Origin of the sequence: Streptomyces sp. NPDC012827, from assembly GCF_042900905.1 — a bacterium.
Taxonomy (GTDB): domain Bacteria; phylum Actinomycetota; class Actinomycetes; order Streptomycetales; family Streptomycetaceae; genus Streptomyces; species Streptomyces gulbargensis.
The window spans coordinates 699026-713317 of the sequence record NZ_JBIBBY010000001.1; the positions used below are offsets into that span (position 1 = coordinate 699026).

16 protein-coding genes are annotated in these 14292 nt (G+C 72.8%); 6 read left to right on the forward strand and 10 right to left on the reverse strand.

Features of this window, described 5'->3' with window-relative positions; translation table 11 throughout:
- Positions 1-183 precede the first annotated feature (183 nt).
- Entirely contained in the window at positions 184-2007 is a 1824-nt protein-coding gene (locus ACFY60_RS03115) for a phosphoenolpyruvate carboxykinase (GTP) (protein WP_388607232.1), read from the reverse strand.
- 196 nt (positions 2008-2203) lie between these two features.
- Between ACFY60_RS03115 and ACFY60_RS03120 the strand changes: the two genes are divergently transcribed.
- Complete coding sequence (locus tag ACFY60_RS03120; protein WP_388607230.1) at positions 2204-2902, forward strand: hemolysin III family protein; 699 nt, start codon at positions 2204-2206, stop codon at positions 2900-2902.
- Positions 2903-2920: 18 nt separating this feature from the next.
- Positions 2921-3535 carry a TetR/AcrR family transcriptional regulator gene (locus ACFY60_RS03125; RefSeq protein WP_388607228.1) on the forward strand — a complete coding sequence of 205 codons (615 nt, stop codon included), beginning with the start codon at positions 2921-2923 and terminating at the stop codon, positions 3533-3535.
- Here ACFY60_RS03125 and ACFY60_RS03130 read toward each other — a convergent pair.
- Genes ACFY60_RS03130 through ACFY60_RS03140 form a run of 3 tightly spaced genes read right to left on the reverse strand, consistent with a single transcriptional unit; the run spans position 3501 to position 5688 of the window.
- Positions 3501-4523 carry a glycoside hydrolase family 26 protein gene (locus ACFY60_RS03130; RefSeq protein WP_388607226.1) on the reverse strand — a complete coding sequence of 341 codons (1023 nt, stop codon included), beginning with the start codon at positions 4521-4523 and terminating at the stop codon, positions 3501-3503. The genes ACFY60_RS03125 and ACFY60_RS03130 overlap by 35 nt on opposite strands.
- Position 4524: 1 nt before the next feature.
- Complete coding sequence (locus tag ACFY60_RS03135; RefSeq protein WP_388607224.1) at positions 4525-5169, reverse strand: vitamin K epoxide reductase family protein; 645 nt, start codon at positions 5167-5169, stop codon at positions 4525-4527.
- Positions 5170-5184: 15 nt separating this feature from the next.
- Complete coding sequence (locus ACFY60_RS03140; RefSeq protein ID WP_388607222.1) at positions 5185-5688, reverse strand: DUF5949 family protein; 504 nt, start codon at positions 5686-5688, stop codon at positions 5185-5187.
- Between the two features lie 172 nt (positions 5689-5860).
- Here ACFY60_RS03140 and ACFY60_RS03145 point away from each other — a divergent pair, with 172 nt between their 5' ends.
- Together ACFY60_RS03145 and ACFY60_RS03150 are read left to right on the forward strand one after the other, a co-directional pair.
- The gene (locus tag ACFY60_RS03145; RefSeq protein ID WP_388607220.1) at positions 5861-6259 is read left to right on the forward strand and encodes a tyrosinase family oxidase copper chaperone; all 399 of its coding nucleotides are present in this window, start codon (positions 5861-5863) and stop codon (positions 6257-6259) included.
- On the forward strand, positions 6243-7109 hold the full coding sequence (locus ACFY60_RS03150; protein ID WP_309049818.1) for a tyrosinase family protein: 867 nt from the start codon (positions 6243-6245) through the stop codon (positions 7107-7109). Before ACFY60_RS03145 ends, ACFY60_RS03150 begins: the two co-directional genes overlap by 17 nt.
- An 80-nt stretch (positions 7110-7189) precedes the next feature.
- Here the strand turns inward: ACFY60_RS03150 and ACFY60_RS03155 are convergent, their stop codons facing one another.
- The 6 genes from ACFY60_RS03155 to ACFY60_RS03180 all read right to left on the reverse strand — a co-directional run bounded on the left by ACFY60_RS03155 (position 7190) and on the right by ACFY60_RS03180 (position 11219).
- Complete coding sequence (locus tag ACFY60_RS03155) at positions 7190-7462, reverse strand: chaplin (RefSeq protein WP_345285036.1); 273 nt, start codon at positions 7460-7462, stop codon at positions 7190-7192.
- Between the two features lie 299 nt (positions 7463-7761).
- The gene (locus ACFY60_RS03160; protein WP_388607218.1) at positions 7762-8262 is read right to left on the reverse strand and encodes a hypothetical protein; all 501 of its coding nucleotides are present in this window, start codon (positions 8260-8262) and stop codon (positions 7762-7764) included.
- 165 nt (positions 8263-8427) lie between these two features.
- Positions 8428-9327 (reverse strand): hypothetical protein, encoded by a 900-nt coding sequence (locus ACFY60_RS03165; RefSeq protein WP_388607216.1) that lies wholly within the window; start codon positions 9325-9327, stop codon positions 8428-8430.
- Positions 9328-9670: 343 nt separating this feature from the next.
- Complete coding sequence (locus ACFY60_RS03170; RefSeq protein WP_388607215.1) at positions 9671-9934, reverse strand: hypothetical protein; 264 nt, start codon at positions 9932-9934, stop codon at positions 9671-9673.
- A gap of 254 nt (positions 9935-10188) precedes the next feature.
- Positions 10189-10725: a hypothetical protein gene (locus ACFY60_RS03175; protein ID WP_388607214.1), complete on the reverse strand. Its 537-nt coding sequence runs from the start codon at positions 10723-10725 to the stop codon at positions 10189-10191.
- Between the two features lie 254 nt (positions 10726-10979).
- Positions 10980-11219, reverse strand: coding sequence for a chaplin (locus ACFY60_RS03180; RefSeq protein WP_388607212.1), 240 nt, complete (start codon positions 11217-11219; stop codon positions 10980-10982).
- A 487-nt stretch (positions 11220-11706) separates the two neighbouring features.
- On the opposite strand from ACFY60_RS03180, the gene ACFY60_RS03185 reads away from it, so the two are divergent.
- Both ACFY60_RS03185 and ACFY60_RS03190 read left to right on the forward strand, forming a co-directional pair.
- A complete protein-coding gene (locus ACFY60_RS03185; protein WP_388607210.1) occupies positions 11707-12840 on the forward strand; it encodes a glycosyltransferase in 1134 nt (377 codons plus the stop codon).
- Positions 12837-14291 carry a sugar transferase gene (locus tag ACFY60_RS03190; RefSeq protein ID WP_388607209.1) on the forward strand — a complete coding sequence of 485 codons (1455 nt, stop codon included), beginning with the start codon at positions 12837-12839 and terminating at the stop codon, positions 14289-14291. Before ACFY60_RS03185 ends, ACFY60_RS03190 begins: the two co-directional genes overlap by 4 nt.
- Position 14292: the final 1 nt, after the last annotated feature.

Here is a 14292-nt window from a genome sequence, read left to right on the forward strand (position 1 = left end):
CCGCGCGCCACGAACCGCGCGGACCGGGTGCCACCCACCCGTGCGCACCGCCCGGCCCGAAACGCGCCCGGCCCCCGGAGCCTGAGGGGGCTCCGGGGGCCGGAGGGGTCGTGGTGGGCCGTCGTGACCCCACTGGTCAGGGCGGAATGTCGGGGCAACCCACCACGAGTGTGCGGTGCGGGATCAGCCCAGGCGCTTCACGAGCGCGTGGTACTGGTCCCACAGCTCCTTCGGCGTGTGGTCGCCGAAGGTGTTCAGGTGGTCGGGGACGAGCGCGGCCTCCTCGCGCCACACGTCACGGTCGACCGTGAGAAGGAACTCCAGGTCCTCGGCCGGGAGGTCCAGGCCGTCGGTGTCGAGGGAGTCGGCGGTCGGCAGGATGCCGATCGGGGTCTCCACGCCCTCGGCCTTGCCGTCGAGGCGCTCCACGATCCACTTGAGCACGCGGCTGTTCTCGCCGAAGCCGGGCCAGACGAACTTGCCCGCGTCGTTCTTGCGGAACCAGTTCACGTAGTAGATCTTCGGCAGCTTGGCCTGGTCGGCGCCGGCACCGACCTTGACCCAGTGCGCCATGTAGTCGCCCATGTTGTAGCCGCAGAACGGCAGCATGGCGAAGGGGTCGCGGCGCAGCTCGCCGACCTTGCCCTCGGCGGCGGCGGTCTTCTCGGAGGCGACGTTCGCGCCGAGGAAGACGCCGTGGTTCCAGTCGAAGGACTCGGTCACCAGCGGTACGGCGGAGGCGCGGCGCCCGCCGAAGAGGATCGCGGAGATCGGGACGCCCTTGGGGTCCTCCCACTCGGGGGCGATCGTCGGGCACTGGGCGGCCGGGACGGTGAAACGGGCGTTCGGATGGGCGGCCGGGGTGCCGGACTCCGGCGTCCAGTCGTTGCCCTTCCAGTCGGTGAGGTGGGCGGGCGGCTCCTCGGTCATGCCCTCCCACCACACGTCGCCGTCGTCGGTGAGCGCGACGTTGGTGAAGACGGAGTTGCCCCACAGGGTCTTCATGGCGTTGGCGTTGGTGTGCTCGCCGGTGCCGGGCGCGACACCGAAGAAGCCGGCCTCGGGGTTGATCGCGTAGAGGCGGCCGTCCTCGCCGAAGCGCATCCAGGCGATGTCGTCACCGATGGTCTCGACCGTCCAGCCGGAGATCGTGGGCTCCAGCATGGCGAGGTTGGTCTTGCCACAGGCGGACGGGAAGGCGGCGGCGACGTACTTGGCCTCGCCCTGCGGCGGCGTCAGCTTCAGGATGAGCATGTGCTCGGCGAGCCAGCCCTCGTCGCGGGCCATGACGGAGGCGATGCGGAGCGCGTAGCACTTCTTGCCGAGCAGGGCGTTGCCGCCGTAGCCGGAGCCGTACGACCAGATCTCGCGGGTCTCGGGGAAGTGCGAGATGTACTTGGTGGAGTTGCAGGGCCACGGCACGTCCTCCTGGCCCTCCGCCAGCGGGGCGCCGAGGGTGTGGACGGCCTTGACGAAGAAGCCGTCGGTGCCGAGCTCGTCGAGGACGGCCTGTCCCATGCGGGTCATGGTGCGCATGGAGACGGCGACGTAGGCGGAGTCGGTGATCTCGACGCCGATGGCGGAGAGCGGGGAGCCGACGGGGCCCATGCAGAACGGGACGACGTACATCGTCCGGCCCTTCATCGAGCCGCGGAAGATGCCCTTCTCGCCCGCGAAGATCTCCTTCATCTCCGCCGGGGCCTTCCAGTGGTTGGTCGGGCCCGCGTCCTCCTCCTTCTCGGAGCAGATGAAGGTCCGGTCCTCGACGCGCGCGACGTCGGTCGGGTCGGAGGCGGCGTAGTACGAGTTCGGGCGCTTGACCTCGTCGAGCTTCTTGAAGGTTCCCTTGGCGACGAGCTCCTCGCACAGGCGCTCGTACTCGGCCTCGGAACCGTCGCACCAGACGATGTTGTCGGGCTGGGTGATCTCGGCGATCTCGTTCACCCAGGAGACGAGCTCCTGGTGACGGGTCGGAAGGGTCTGGGGAGCCGCGTTGTCGCGCGCCACGATTGCTCCTTGTCGAGGGGTTTTTGGGTGTGTGCCCCGTGGGGGCCGCGACCCGGATGCTTCGTAGCTGCTCATCCGGTGCCGACCGCACTCATTTGATCATCCGATGGAACCGCCCATATGTCCAGAGGGCCGCACACGTGAGCATCGCCACTCATATCCGGAACCTACGGGGCCGTAGATACGATGGGGTCCTATGACAGCTGCCACACCGGACGTGCCCTCCGCCGAGCCCGGTCCGATCGAACAAGCCCTGTCCCTCCCGCTGAAGCCGCGGCTCAGAGGCTGGTTGCACGCGGGCATGTTCCCCACGGTGATCGTGGCGGGCGTCGTCCTCGTCGCCCTCGCCGACTCCCCCCGCGCCCGGATCGCCTGCGGGATCTACGTGCTCACCGCCTGCCTCCTCTTCGGCATCAGCGCGCTCTACCACCGGGGCGACTGGGGCCCGCGCGGCGAGGCCGTCCTGCGGCGCCTCGACCACGCCAACATCTTCCTGATCATCGCGGGCACCTACACCCCGCTCACCCTGCTGCTCCTGCCCGACTCCACGGCGAAACCGCTCATGTGGGCGGTCTGGGCGGCCGCGGTCGCGGGCATCGCCTTCCGCGTCTTCTGGGTGGGCGCCCCGCGCTGGCTCTACACCCCCTGTTACATCGCGATGGGCTGGGCCGCCGTCTTCTTCCTGCCCGACTTCCTGCGCACGGGCGGCATCGCCGTCCTCGTCCTCGTCGTCGTCGGCGGTCTGCTCTACAGCGCGGGCGGAGTCGTCTACGGCATCAAGCGCCCCAACCCGTCCCCCCGCTGGTTCGGTTTCCACGAGGTCTTCCACGCCCTCACCCTCGCCGCCTTCATCGCCCACTACGTCGGCATCTCGCTCGTCGTCTACCAGGCCTGAGCTGCGACCATGAGGCCCATGGCGGCCGAAGAGACCTCTCCTGCCCCGCTGCGGGAGCGCAAGAAGCAGAAGACCCGCGCGGCGATCCGCGAGGCCGCCCGCCGGCTCGTCGCCGAGCACGGCTGGGAGGCGGCCACCCTCGACCGGATCGCCGCCGGCGCCGACGTCTCCGCCTCCACCGTCCTGCGCTACTTCCCCGTCCGCGAGGACATCCTCCTCACCGACGAGAACGACGAGCTCCTCGAAGCCCGGCTGCGGGCCCGCCCGGCCGGCGAGGAGCCCCTCGAATCCCTCCGCGCGGTCGTCCTCGACGCGATCCGCACCGCGCTCGACACGGAACCGGCCGCCGTGCGGTTGCGCGCCCGCCTCATGGCGGAGATCCCCGCCGTCCGCGCCCGGCTCACCGAGACCACCGCCGCGACCGGCCGCCGGCTGGCCCGCGCCCTCGCCGACCGCACCGGCCGCGCCGCCGACGACCTGGAGGTACGGGTCTTCACGGCGGCCGTCCTCGGCGCCCTGCGCGAGACCACGCTCTACTGGGCCGAACACGGCCTCACCGACGACCTCGTGGACCTCCTCGACCGCACCGTCGACACGCTCAAGACCGGCCCGGCGCTCCCAGCGCGCCCCTGAGCACCCGCGCCGACTCCGGGTTCTCCGCGCACCCCCACACCCCGTGCGGGCAGTAGTCCGTCACCGTCTGGTAGACCGGCCGGTGCGCCGCGAACCAATCGAGCATCCCCCGGACGTACGCGGGGTTGTCCCCGTTCCTGAACAGCCCCCACTCCGGGTACGACACGGGCTTGCCGCGCTCCGCCGCGAACCGCACATGGTGCGCGAGCCCGTACTCCTCGCTCACCTGCTCCTCGAAGGTGGCCCCGGCCGGCTGGTCGTAGGCGTCCATCCCGATGATGTCCACCACGTCGTCACCGGGGTAGCACTCCGGCCACGCCACCGCGTCCCGCCCCCGGCTCGGGGTGAAGTCGAACCGGAACCGCTGCCCGTCCACGCCCCGCAGCTCCGCGACGACCCGCCGCCAGTACGTCTTCCAGGCCGCCGGGTCGGGCCCGCAGCGGTGGCTGTACGTCGTGCCGTTCATCTCCCAGCCGGGGACCAGGATCGTGTCGGCGAGCCCGTGCGCGACGAGCCGCTCCCCCAGCGTCCGGAAGTGCCCGTCGAAGTCGCCGGCCGCGCCGCGCCGCAGCTGCGCCCGCACCTCCGCGTCGGGCAGGCCCTCCTCGTTCCGCTCCAGGAGCGGCACGTTGAGGACGAACAGCCGCCCGGGCCGCTCCGCCTTCCACCGCGCCCACGGACCGAACAGGGCCGGGTGGCCCTCGATGTTGGACCAGCGGTCGCCCGGCAGATAGGTGTGCCCGACGCTCAGCGGGGTGCCGCCGAGCCAGGCCTGCACCCCCGCCATGCGCCGCACCCCGGCCTCGTCGGAGCCCGTGAAGAAACCCGACGGCACCCGGGCCTCCGGCGGCCGCACCGCCTCGGGCACGGGCCGCGCGGTGGTGTGCCGGTCGCCGGGCGCGAGCCGGTCGTACGGCAGCAGGAACACCAGAACGGCCGCGAGCAGCACGGTGAGTGCGGCCCGCGGCCGGGTGACGAGGCGTCGCACGTCAGCTCGTCCAGAAGTCCCACCACCGGGTCAGGATCAGCATCCCGATGATCCCGATGTGCAGGAGGGGCGGAGCGAAGGCGAAGTCGCCGAAGAAGGAGCGCACCGCGGCCGGGGCGGGCAGCACCCCGGTCCGTACGTTGTGCGCGGTGACGTACCAGAACATGACGACGGTGGCCGTCCAGGCCAGGCAGCACCACAGGCACAGCGCGTGGATCTCGTACAGCGACTGGTGCATGAGCCAGGCGCAGAAGCCCACCCCGAACAGCATCCCCGCGTTCAGCCCGAGCCAGAACCAGCCCCGGTAGCGCGCCCCGGCGAGGAGACCGGCGCCGACGGCGACGACGGCGGCGTACGTGACGAGGCCGAGCATCGGGTTCGGGAAGCCGAAGACCGACGCCTGCGCGCTCTTCATGATGCTGCCGCAGGACACCACCGGATTGAGGCTGCATCCCGGCTGGAAGCCCGGGTCCTCCAGGAGCTTGAACTTGTCGAGCGTGATGACCCAGGCGGCGAGCACCCCGGCCGCACCGGTGACCATCAGCGTCCAGGCCAGAGCCCGGCCCGCCCCGGCCGAGCCCTGCCTCTCCTCGTCCCGCGCGAGCCGCCGCTGCCCCGGTACGCCCCGGACGTCCACCGTCGCCATGTCGCCGCCGCCCGCTCAGCCCTGCAGGCGCCGGACCGGCAGCACGGCGTGGCCCCCGACCGCCAGGACGTCCTCGCCGGCGAAGTAGGAGCGCAGCTGCTCCTCCGAGATCGGTTCGCCGGGCGCGGCCTCGGGCCAGGGGCGGACGGAGCAGATGAGGTAGACGTGCCCGAGCTTCTCGGCCGCCGCCTCCCACTCCTCCGACACCGAGCACTGCACCTTGATGTACGGCAGCGTGAGGACCGCCTGGCGGGCCTCCAGGAGGAGGTGGGCGTCGACGCCGGAGTCCTGGGAGGCGTCGACGACCGGCCCGCCGATGGGCAGCCCCATGCCCTCCACGGCGGCCCGCAGCGCCTGCACACAGGCCTCGGGACCGTCGAGGCCGTTACCGAGCGAATACACCATCACGTACGGAGCGGCCGGCTTCTCCTCGGTGGGGCCGGTGACCCAGAAAACGGTGGAGAGGATGCCCAGCGGGGAGACGCTGCGGGCCTCGGAAACGGCGGGGGAAGAAGTCATGGGTCCGGATGCTAGTGGTCCGGGGCCCCTCTCTCCGCTTTCCATTCACCCGATCGGCCTACGTTTACGCGGCGGGAATTTCCCCCACAACGTATCGGGGTTTTCCTCGTTATTCCCTCAGGGCATTTCCCCCGCCCTGGCGGGGGCCTGACGGACCTTCAGGAGATCACTCATGACCTTCCCGCGCCGCCTCGCACTCCGGTCCCTCCTCACCCTGACCGCCGCCGCCTTCACCGGTGGCGCGCTCGCCCGCATCGCCGTGACGCCCCGGGGCGGGGCGGCGGCCCGGGCGTCCGGCGGAACGTTCGACGAGATGTACCGGGGCCGCCGCATCCAGGGGCGGCCGGCGCCCGCCGGCGGGACCGAGGTCCTGGTCGACGGCCGGCCGCTGCACGTGATGCGCTGCGCGGACGGCGGCTTCCTCACCCCCATCGATCACTACCAGACCTATCCGACGCCGCTGGCGGCCACGCGCGGGGCCGTGGACGAGCTGGGGTCCGCACCGCTCTCCCGCTTCGCCGCCGCCCATGGCGTCCACCCGGGAGGGAGCCCCCGTGGCGTACACGCGTAAGAACCAGCGTGATCTGACCGGCGCGGAACGGAAGAAGTTCGTCGCCGCCGTCCTGGAGCTCAAGCGGACGGGAGTGTACGACCGGTTCGTCCGCACCCACATCGAGCACTACACGGCCGACGGGGAGGGCAAGCTGCGGGTCGCCCACATGGCGCCGAGCTTCCTGCCCTGGCACCGCAAGTTCCTGCTGGAGTTCGAGCGCGAGTTGCGCCGGGTCGACCCGACGGTGAGCGTGCCCTACTGGGACTGGACGCGGGACAACTCGCCCGCCTCGTCGCTCTGGTCGGACGACTTCATGGGCGGCAACGGCCGCCGGTCCGACCTGCAGGTGATGACGGGCCCGTTCGCCCACGCCGGCGGGCGCTGGACGATCAACCACGCCATGACCGAGGGCCGCTTCCTGACCCGGGACCTGGGCCGTCCCCGGGACCCGATCACCCTGCCCACCCAGGCCCAGTTGGAGGAGGTCATGCGGGAGCGGACGTACGACGTGGCGCCCTGGAACTCGACCAGCGCCTCCGGTTTCCGCAACCGGCTGGAGGGCTGGGCGGCCGGCCAGGGCAACGAACGGTTCCGGATCCACAACCGGGTGCACCGCTGGGTCGGCGGCCTGATGCTCGGGGGCGCCTCGGTGAACGACCCGGTGTTCTGGCTCCACCACTCGTTCGTGGACCTGGTCTGGTCGCGGTGGCAGCAGCGGAACCCGGGCGCCGCCTATCTTCCGGCGGAGCCGCCGCCGCTCGGTGACGCGCAGTACCGCAAGGTGGTGGCACGGCACCAGCCGATGACGCCCTGGGGCGTCACCCCGGCGGAGATGTTCGACCACAGCGCGATCTACCGGTACGCCTGACAAGGGGACGGGCCGCGCCGTGCACACGGGTGCGGCCCCCCGGCGGATGCGCGGGGGGCCGCTCCGTGCGGATCGGGAGATCAGCCGCCGTAGCCGCCGTCGTGGTGGTGACCGTCGATGTTGGCGCAGACGTTGCCGAACGCCGGGTTCAGCAGGCCGATGATGTCGACGGTGTTGCCGCACAGGTTGATCGGCACGTGGACCGGGACCTGGACGACGTTGCCCGAGATGATACCGGGGGAGGCGGCGGCGACGGCCTCGGCGCCCGAGTCGGCGACGGCCATGCCGGCTCCGCTGAGGGCAACGGCACCCGTGCCGGCGAGGACAGCGGCAGCCTTCGCGATGCGAGACATCAGGAACTCCTTGAGCGTGGAAAGTCGACCGCGAGAATCACGGTCACACAGAACCCTTCAACGCCGTCCTGGCGCAGGGGTAACGGCCTTTAGGCCGGATGGGACGGAATGAAAAGATGAAGGCCCGCGGGCCGGTGGTCCGTCCGCCGCCGGATGCGACGGCCGTACCTCCGGGCCCGCGGGCCGCGGCCATGCGACAAGCCTTCCGGTGCAACGAGCAACGACCCTTGGGGTAGCGGGGAAGAATCGTGTCTTCACCCGTCGGGCCGCCGGTCGCGCACAGGACCGTCCGTGGAGCCCTACGACTGGGACAGCCCGAGCTCCGGCTCCAGTGACCCCTTCGCGGCGGCGGTTCGGAGACCGGCGCTCGGCAGCGTGAGCTCCGGGAGTCCGAACCTGTCGCCGTCCGGCAGGCCCACGGGGCTGCCGACCTCGGCGGCGGGGGTGACCGCGGCGAGGGGCGAGTCGGGGCTGGTGAGCTGGGCCGTGCCGGGCCGGCTGCCGTCGATGAGCTCCGGGAGCGGGGCGGCGAGGTCGGTCTCCGGGAGCGTGCTGGTGAACGGCACTTCCGGCAGACCGATGTCCGGCAGGGTCTGCCCCTCGTGGAAGACGGTGGGGGCGCCCGGCATGAGCAGCGGGACACCGGTGTCCACGGTCGGCGCGTCCATCGGGATCGCCGGCTCCAGGCCGTGGAGGGGTACGACCACCGGGGCCTCGGCCGCGGAGGCGGGGGTGGCCATGGCCGCGGAGGCGAGAGCGGTCATCAGAAGGCCCAGACCGGCTTGTGAGCGCAGGTTCATGACGTGCGGGTGCCCTTCGGAGGGTGGCGAACGGTAGCGGTGGAACTGTGTTCTTGAACGAGCCCTCCGGGGGAAACGTCGCGAGAATTCGCCCGTGTGCAGCAACGCGAAGGGTCCTCACCGGTGACGGCGAGGACCCTTGTTGACGGGCGGTCGGCCCGCGCGTCAGTGCAGGCGGTCGGTGCGCCCGGCCCTGATCACGCGTCCGGCACGGAGGCGGATGACCGCTCCGCCGACGAGCAGGGCGGCGCTGACGGCCGCGGCGCCCGCCAGTGCGGCCGTGTCGCTTCCGGTGTCGGGGAGCTGCGGCTTGCCCGGCCCGGTCGGCCCCGGGTGGGTCGGCGTGGTGGGCGGCGTGGTCGGCTCGCCGGGGTGGTGGGGCGGGGTGGTCGGCGGCGTGGTCGGCTCGCCGGGGTGGTGGGGCGGCGTGGTCGGCGGCTTGGTCGGCTCGCCGGGGTGCGTCGGGTGCCCCGGCTTCGTCGGCTCACCGGGGTGGTGGGGCGGCGTGGTCGGCGGCTTCGTGGGCGGCTTCGTCGGCTCACCCGGCTCGCCGGTCTGCTCCGGAGGCGTCGTCGGCGGCTTGGTCGGCGGCTTCGTCGGCTCACCGGGGTGGTGGGGCGGCGTGGTCGGCGGCTTGGTCGGCTCGCCCGGGTGCGTGTGCGTGGGGTGCCCCGGCTTCGTCGGCTCGCCGGGCTTGGTCGGCTCGCCCGGGTGCGTGGGGTGCGGGCCCGGGGACGTCGGGTGGGGGCCGGGGGACGTCGGGTGCCCCGGAGACGTGGGGTGGGGGCCCGGGGGGATCTCCTCGTCCGGACCGTCCCCGTAGCCGTCGGGGTCCTCGGCCGCCGCCCGGGCGCAGAGGTCCCGGAGCGCCCGGCCGGCGGGTTCACCGGGCTTCACCGAGACCCCGCACAGGTCCACCGCGGGAGGAGCCTGTCGGTGGTGGCCCGCTCCGGGCACCGGTGCGTCGCCCGTGGAGTTCGCCGCCACGGCGAACCCTCCGGTCAGCGACAGGATGCCCGTCGCCGCTGCGGCGGTGAGCAGCTTCCTGGTGTCGATGGATCGCATACCGCTCTTCCTCTGGAGAACGCGGGACTCGGGGACTCCGGACGGACGCGCCGCAGCGGATGCGGCGCGGGATCGAGCACTGCCGTCCTCGGTATCTCCACGAGCCAACCTGCCGTGGATGTTGGGCGAGAGCGTAAGGAGCGGTGCACGACGAAGCCCCGGCCCCACACGGCGGCGGATCAGAAAATCATTCGATCAGCCGATCTCCCTGGACAGCGGTGTCTCGTGCCGGGGAACGTCCGTCGGGGCCGGGGGGAGCCCGGGTCCTTTCCGGAGGACGCGGGGCCCCGCGACGTGGTCGGCCGCGCGGGAAAGAGGCGCGGCGACCCGTCGCCGGGACGCCTCAGCCGCCCAGCGGCAGGCCGCCGAGCAGCGGCGCCTTCTTGCCGGTCTCGTGCAGCTTCCCGGCGGTGTCGCCCACGGCCTTGACCGCGGGGGCCTCCTTGGCGCTGTCCAGCGCGTCCGTCTCCAGGCCCTCGCTGGAGATCGCGTCGAGCCCTCCGTCCAGGCTGGAGGGCAGCTCCGGCCCCATGGCCATGGCGGGCGTGGCGGCACCCAGGGCCATGACGGAACCGGCGATGATCGCGGCGACCTTGGTGGGCTTCATGGAGATAAGTCCTTCCTCTGAGCGTCCATACGTTTATTCGCGGACAAGTGACTTTCCGCGCGGGGAAGTTGAGCGGTCCCCGCAACGTCGTTCCGCTTCTGTAACGAGAGGTGCGCTCGCCGGAAACTCCGGGCGGAGGAATTTCTCGGTACCGGGTTCGGAGGAAGGGCCCGGCCCGCCGTGCCGGGCGAACGGACGAAAGCCGTACCGGCCCGGGGACACCGGGCCGGTACGGCATGATCCGCGCGCCGCCGTCAGCGGACGGGCGCCGCCGGTGCGGCCGAGGGTGCCGGCGCGGCCTGCGCCACGGGACCGAGGAGGGCACCGAGCAGGGCGGGGAGGTCGAGAAGGCCGACGGCGTCCGGCGCGGACGGCGCGGCCTGCACCGGAGCGGGCGCCGCCGGCGCGGCCTGCACCGGAGCGGGCGCGGACGGCGCGGCCTGCGCGGGAGTGGACGGAGCCGGGGCCTCGGGGAGGGCCGCCATGGCGGTCTCCCTCGCGGCGGCGACCGCCTTCGCGATCTTGGCGTCGAACGCCTCGGTGGCGGCGTCGGAGAGCTTGCCGTCGGCCTTGATCGTGGCGAGGAGTTCGGCCACCGCGCTGTTCACCGCCTCCTTGAAGGAGCCGGTGCCCGCCGCCTCGGCGGGGGTGTCGCCGGCAGGCGCCGGGGCGGCGACGGTGGTCACGGGGGGCGGCTGGTGGGTGTCGGCGACGGCGGGTCCCGCCGCGCCGAGGGTGAGGGCGGCGGAGGCGGCCAGGACGGTGAGACGGAGGGGCGCCTGGGGACGCATAGGTGTTCCCTTTCGGTACGCGTCGGACAACGTCTCCCTCACCGTGCCTGCGGGTATATCTCTCCGCAACGGAAGAACTACGCAGCGCCATGCCTCCGTTCGGGTGAATCCACCCCTCTGACCTGCCACTCCCGGGGGCGTACGCCGTTGCACCGGGCGGCGCACGAGGGTGCGTCCGAACGGGCCGAGGCCGGCACGCACACCCCGGAAGGGGCGGCGCACCGGCCTCGGAAGGACCGTGATCCGCTGCGGGATCAGGCGTTGACGCAGACGTTGCCGAAGGCGGGGTTGAGCAGCGCGATGATGTTGACGGAGTTGCCGCAGATGTTGATCGGCACGTGGACCGGCACCTGGACGACATTGCCCGAGATGATGCCCGGGGACGCCGCGGCCACGCCCACGGCGCCGGCGTCGGCCGAGGCCGCACCGGCGGTGCCCACCACGGACGCGGCGATGACCGCGGACACGACGACAGCCTTTGCGATACGGAACATGGGGAAGCGCTCCTCGATCGATTGCGAACCACTGGGACCGGAAGGTCAGCGGTGTGACCGGATCTGCCCGGCTCCTTCAACAACGCGGTTCGCTTTATTCGGTTGCTCTCCCGAATGGGTGACGCCCCGGCCCTCTTTGGGCCATCCGAGGGGTATTCGAGCGAGCGGGCCGGGGAATGGCACAACACGCCCAACGAGGAACCGGGCGTCCGGATACGGAAGTTACTCTTGATGAGCATCTCCTGCTTACCAACGCCCGGAATCATCGTTATAACGTTCATCTACGTCGCTCATGGTCCCGTCGGGCGGACATCTCTTTTCGCGCGCTCGACAACTTCCTCTTCCCCGGCCCTCACGGGTGTTTCCTTGTTTCTCTCATCGAAGGGGAGAACCTGTATGCGGAATTCAGCGGTTCTCGCTGTGCGCCGCGGCGTGCCACACACCTGGCGGGCGGCGCTTTTCCCACGGGCGGACGCCGGACGCTGACATGCTGCCTCCACGAGCACCGGACTCCCCCCTCTCCGTCCTGCACGCGGTCCAGCCGGGGGACGGTGGCGTCGCCCGCGTCGTCGTGGATCTGGTCCGCGACCAGCTCCGCGCCGGGACGCGGGTCACCGTCGCCTGTCCGCCCGGCACGCCGCTCGCCGCGGCCGTCCGCGCCGAGGGCGCCGGCGTGTACGCCTGGCGGGCCGGGCGCGACCCCGGCCCCCGGCTGGTCCGCGAGACGCTCGGCCTCGCCCGGCTGATCCGTACCGTCCGCCCGGACCTGGTCCACGCCCACAGCGCCAAGGCGGGACTCTGCGCCCGACTGGCCGTCCGGGGGCGGATCCCGACCCTCTACCAGCCGCACGCCTGGTCCTTCGAGGCCGTCGACGGCACCACCGCCGCGCTCGCGCGCGCCTGGGAGCGCTTCGGGGCCCGCTGGGCGGACCGCATCCTCTGCGTCAGCGAGGCGGAGCGCCGCACGGGCGAGGCGGCCGGGATCACCGCGGCCTGGTCCGTGGTCCACAACGGGGTGGACGTGGCCCGCTTCGCGAGCGGCAACCCGCCCCGCAACCCGGCGCCGACCGTCGTCTGCGTGGGCCGGCTCTGCCGGCAGAAGGGGCAGGACGTGCTGCTGGCCGCCTGGCCCGCCGTCCTCGCCGACGTCCCCACCGCCCGGCTGGTGCTCGTGGGCGACGGCCCGGACGGCGACCGGCTGCGGGCGGCGGCGGGCCCGTCGGTGCGCTTCACCGGCGCCGTCGGCGACACCGCCCCCTGGTACCGGGCCGCCGACGTGGTGGTCCTGCCGTCCCGCTGGGAGGGGATGGCACTCGCGCCCCTGGAGGCGATGGCGAGCGGTCGTCCGGTGGTGGTCGGCGACGTGGACGGCGCGCGGGAGAGCCTCCCGCCCGCCCACGCGCCCCTGTGCCTGGTCCCGCCCGAGGACCCGGCCGCGCTCGCCGCGGCGCTCGGCCGCCTCCTCGGCCGGCCGGAGCTGCGGGAGCGCCTGGGCCGCGAGGCCCGCGAACACGTCCTCAGCAGTTTCGATGTGCGGCGCACCGGCGCGGCCGTCGCGGAGCTCTACCGCGAGCTGGCCGGAGTGCGGGGCACCGAGCACAGAGAGCCGATTGCGCAGTGACCACGGAAAGCACGAGCGTTCCCCCCTCCCCCGGTTCGTGGCCCGCGGCGGGCCCGGTCTTCGGCGTCGCCTCGCTGGCCCCCCGGCACGGCGCGCCGCGCCGGCTCGCGCCCGCCCGGCACCGCAGGACGCGGACCCGTTCCGACCGGCTGCCCCTGGTGGCGGCCGACTGCCTGGCCGTCCTCGCGGCCGCCGCGCCGCTCGGCGCCGCGCACCGCGACCCGCGGCTGCTCCTGCCGATCGCCGCGCTCGTCCTGATCCTCGGCCGGCGGGGCGGGCTCCACCGGCCGGCGGCGCACGTGCGCATGCTCGACGAGCTGCCCGCGCTGGCCTCCCGCGCCGGGGTCGCCTGGTGTGTCGCGGCGGCCGCGGTCGCCGCGTACTCCCCCGCCCTCGCCTTCGGTCCGCTGCGCCTCGCGGCGGCGTACGGCACGCATGTGGCGGTGGTGTCCGTGCTGCGGGGGCTGGTGCTCGCCCACCGGCGGCGGGTGGCGCGGGCGCACCCCCGGTCGGCGCTCGTCGTCGGGGCTCCGGGCGCGGCGCGCCGGTTCGCGGCGGCGGCCCTGCAGCATCCCGAGTACGGCGTGCGGCCGGTCGGGATCGTCGGGGTCAGGGAGGACGGCGGCGCGGCGGTGCCGACGCCCGGGGAGCCGGGACTCCCGGTGCTCACGACGACCGAGGCGATCCACCGCGCCGTCATCCAGAACACCGTGCGCGACGCCGTGTTCCTGCTGGACGACCCGGGACTGGTGACGCTGTTCCAGCAGTACGGCTGCACGACCTGGCGGGTCGGCGGGGAACGGCAGGACGGGCCGATGGGCGAGCACGTGTGGGGATACGCCTGGCGCCGTCTCGTACCGCCGGAGGAGCGGCCCGGCCTCACCGCGAAGCGCCTCCTCGACATCGCGCTCGCCGTTCCCGCGCTGGCGCTGGCCCTGCCGGTGTTGATGCTGTGCGCGCTCGCGGTGCGGCTCGCCGACGGGCCCGGCATCCTCTTCCGGCAGGAGCGGGTGGGCCGGCACGGCCGCCACTTCACGCTGCTGAAGTTCCGTACGCTGCGCCCCTCGGACGAGACGGAGTCGGCGACCCGCTGGAACGTGGCGGGCGACCGGCGGATGAGCGCGGTCGGGAGTTTCCTGCGGAAGTCCTCGCTCGACGAGCTGCCACAGCTGTGGAACGTGCTCCGGGGGGACATGAGCCTCGTCGGGCCACGCCCCGAACGCCCTTACTTCGTGGCCCAGTTCAGCAAGGTGCACGCCGGGTACGCCGACCGGCACCGGATGCCGGTCGGGCTGACCGGGCTCGCCCAGGTGCACGGGCTGCGCGGTGACACCTCGATCGAGGACCGCTGCCGCTTCGACAACCACTACATCGACCACTGGTCGCTCTGGCAGGACGTCTGCATCCTGATCCGCACGGCGGCCGGGCTGCTGCGGCCGACGGGGAGCTGAG

Bases quoted from the DNA above. Each gene is read 5' to 3' on its own strand.
- ACFY60_RS03120 (WP_388607230.1), top strand. From the start codon at position 2,204: ATGACAGCTGCCACACCGGACGTGCCCTCCGCCGAGCCCGGTCCGATC.
- ACFY60_RS03125 (WP_388607228.1), top strand. From the start codon at position 2,921: ATGGCGGCCGAAGAGACCTCTCCTGCCCCGCTGCGGGAGCGCAAGAAG.
- ACFY60_RS03135 (WP_388607224.1), bottom strand. From the start codon at position 5,169: ATGGCGACGGTGGACGTCCGGGGCGTACCGGGGCAGCGGCGGCTCGCG.
- ACFY60_RS03140 (WP_388607222.1), bottom strand. From the start codon at position 5,688: ATGACTTCTTCCCCCGCCGTTTCCGAGGCCCGCAGCGTCTCCCCGCTG.
- ACFY60_RS03145 (WP_388607220.1), top strand. From the start codon at position 5,861: ATGACCTTCCCGCGCCGCCTCGCACTCCGGTCCCTCCTCACCCTGACC.
- ACFY60_RS03155 (WP_345285036.1), bottom strand. From the start codon at position 7,462: ATGTCTCGCATCGCGAAGGCTGCCGCTGTCCTCGCCGGCACGGGTGCC.
- ACFY60_RS03160 (WP_388607218.1), bottom strand. From the start codon at position 8,262: ATGAACCTGCGCTCACAAGCCGGTCTGGGCCTTCTGATGACCGCTCTC.
- ACFY60_RS03165 (WP_388607216.1), bottom strand. From the start codon at position 9,327: ATGCGATCCATCGACACCAGGAAGCTGCTCACCGCCGCAGCGGCGACG.
- ACFY60_RS03170 (WP_388607215.1), bottom strand. From the start codon at position 9,934: ATGAAGCCCACCAAGGTCGCCGCGATCATCGCCGGTTCCGTCATGGCC.
- ACFY60_RS03175 (WP_388607214.1), bottom strand. From the start codon at position 10,725: ATGCGTCCCCAGGCGCCCCTCCGTCTCACCGTCCTGGCCGCCTCCGCC.
- ACFY60_RS03180 (WP_388607212.1), bottom strand. From the start codon at position 11,219: ATGTTCCGTATCGCAAAGGCTGTCGTCGTGTCCGCGGTCATCGCCGCG.
- ACFY60_RS03185 (WP_388607210.1), top strand. From the start codon at position 11,707: ATGCTGCCTCCACGAGCACCGGACTCCCCCCTCTCCGTCCTGCACGCG.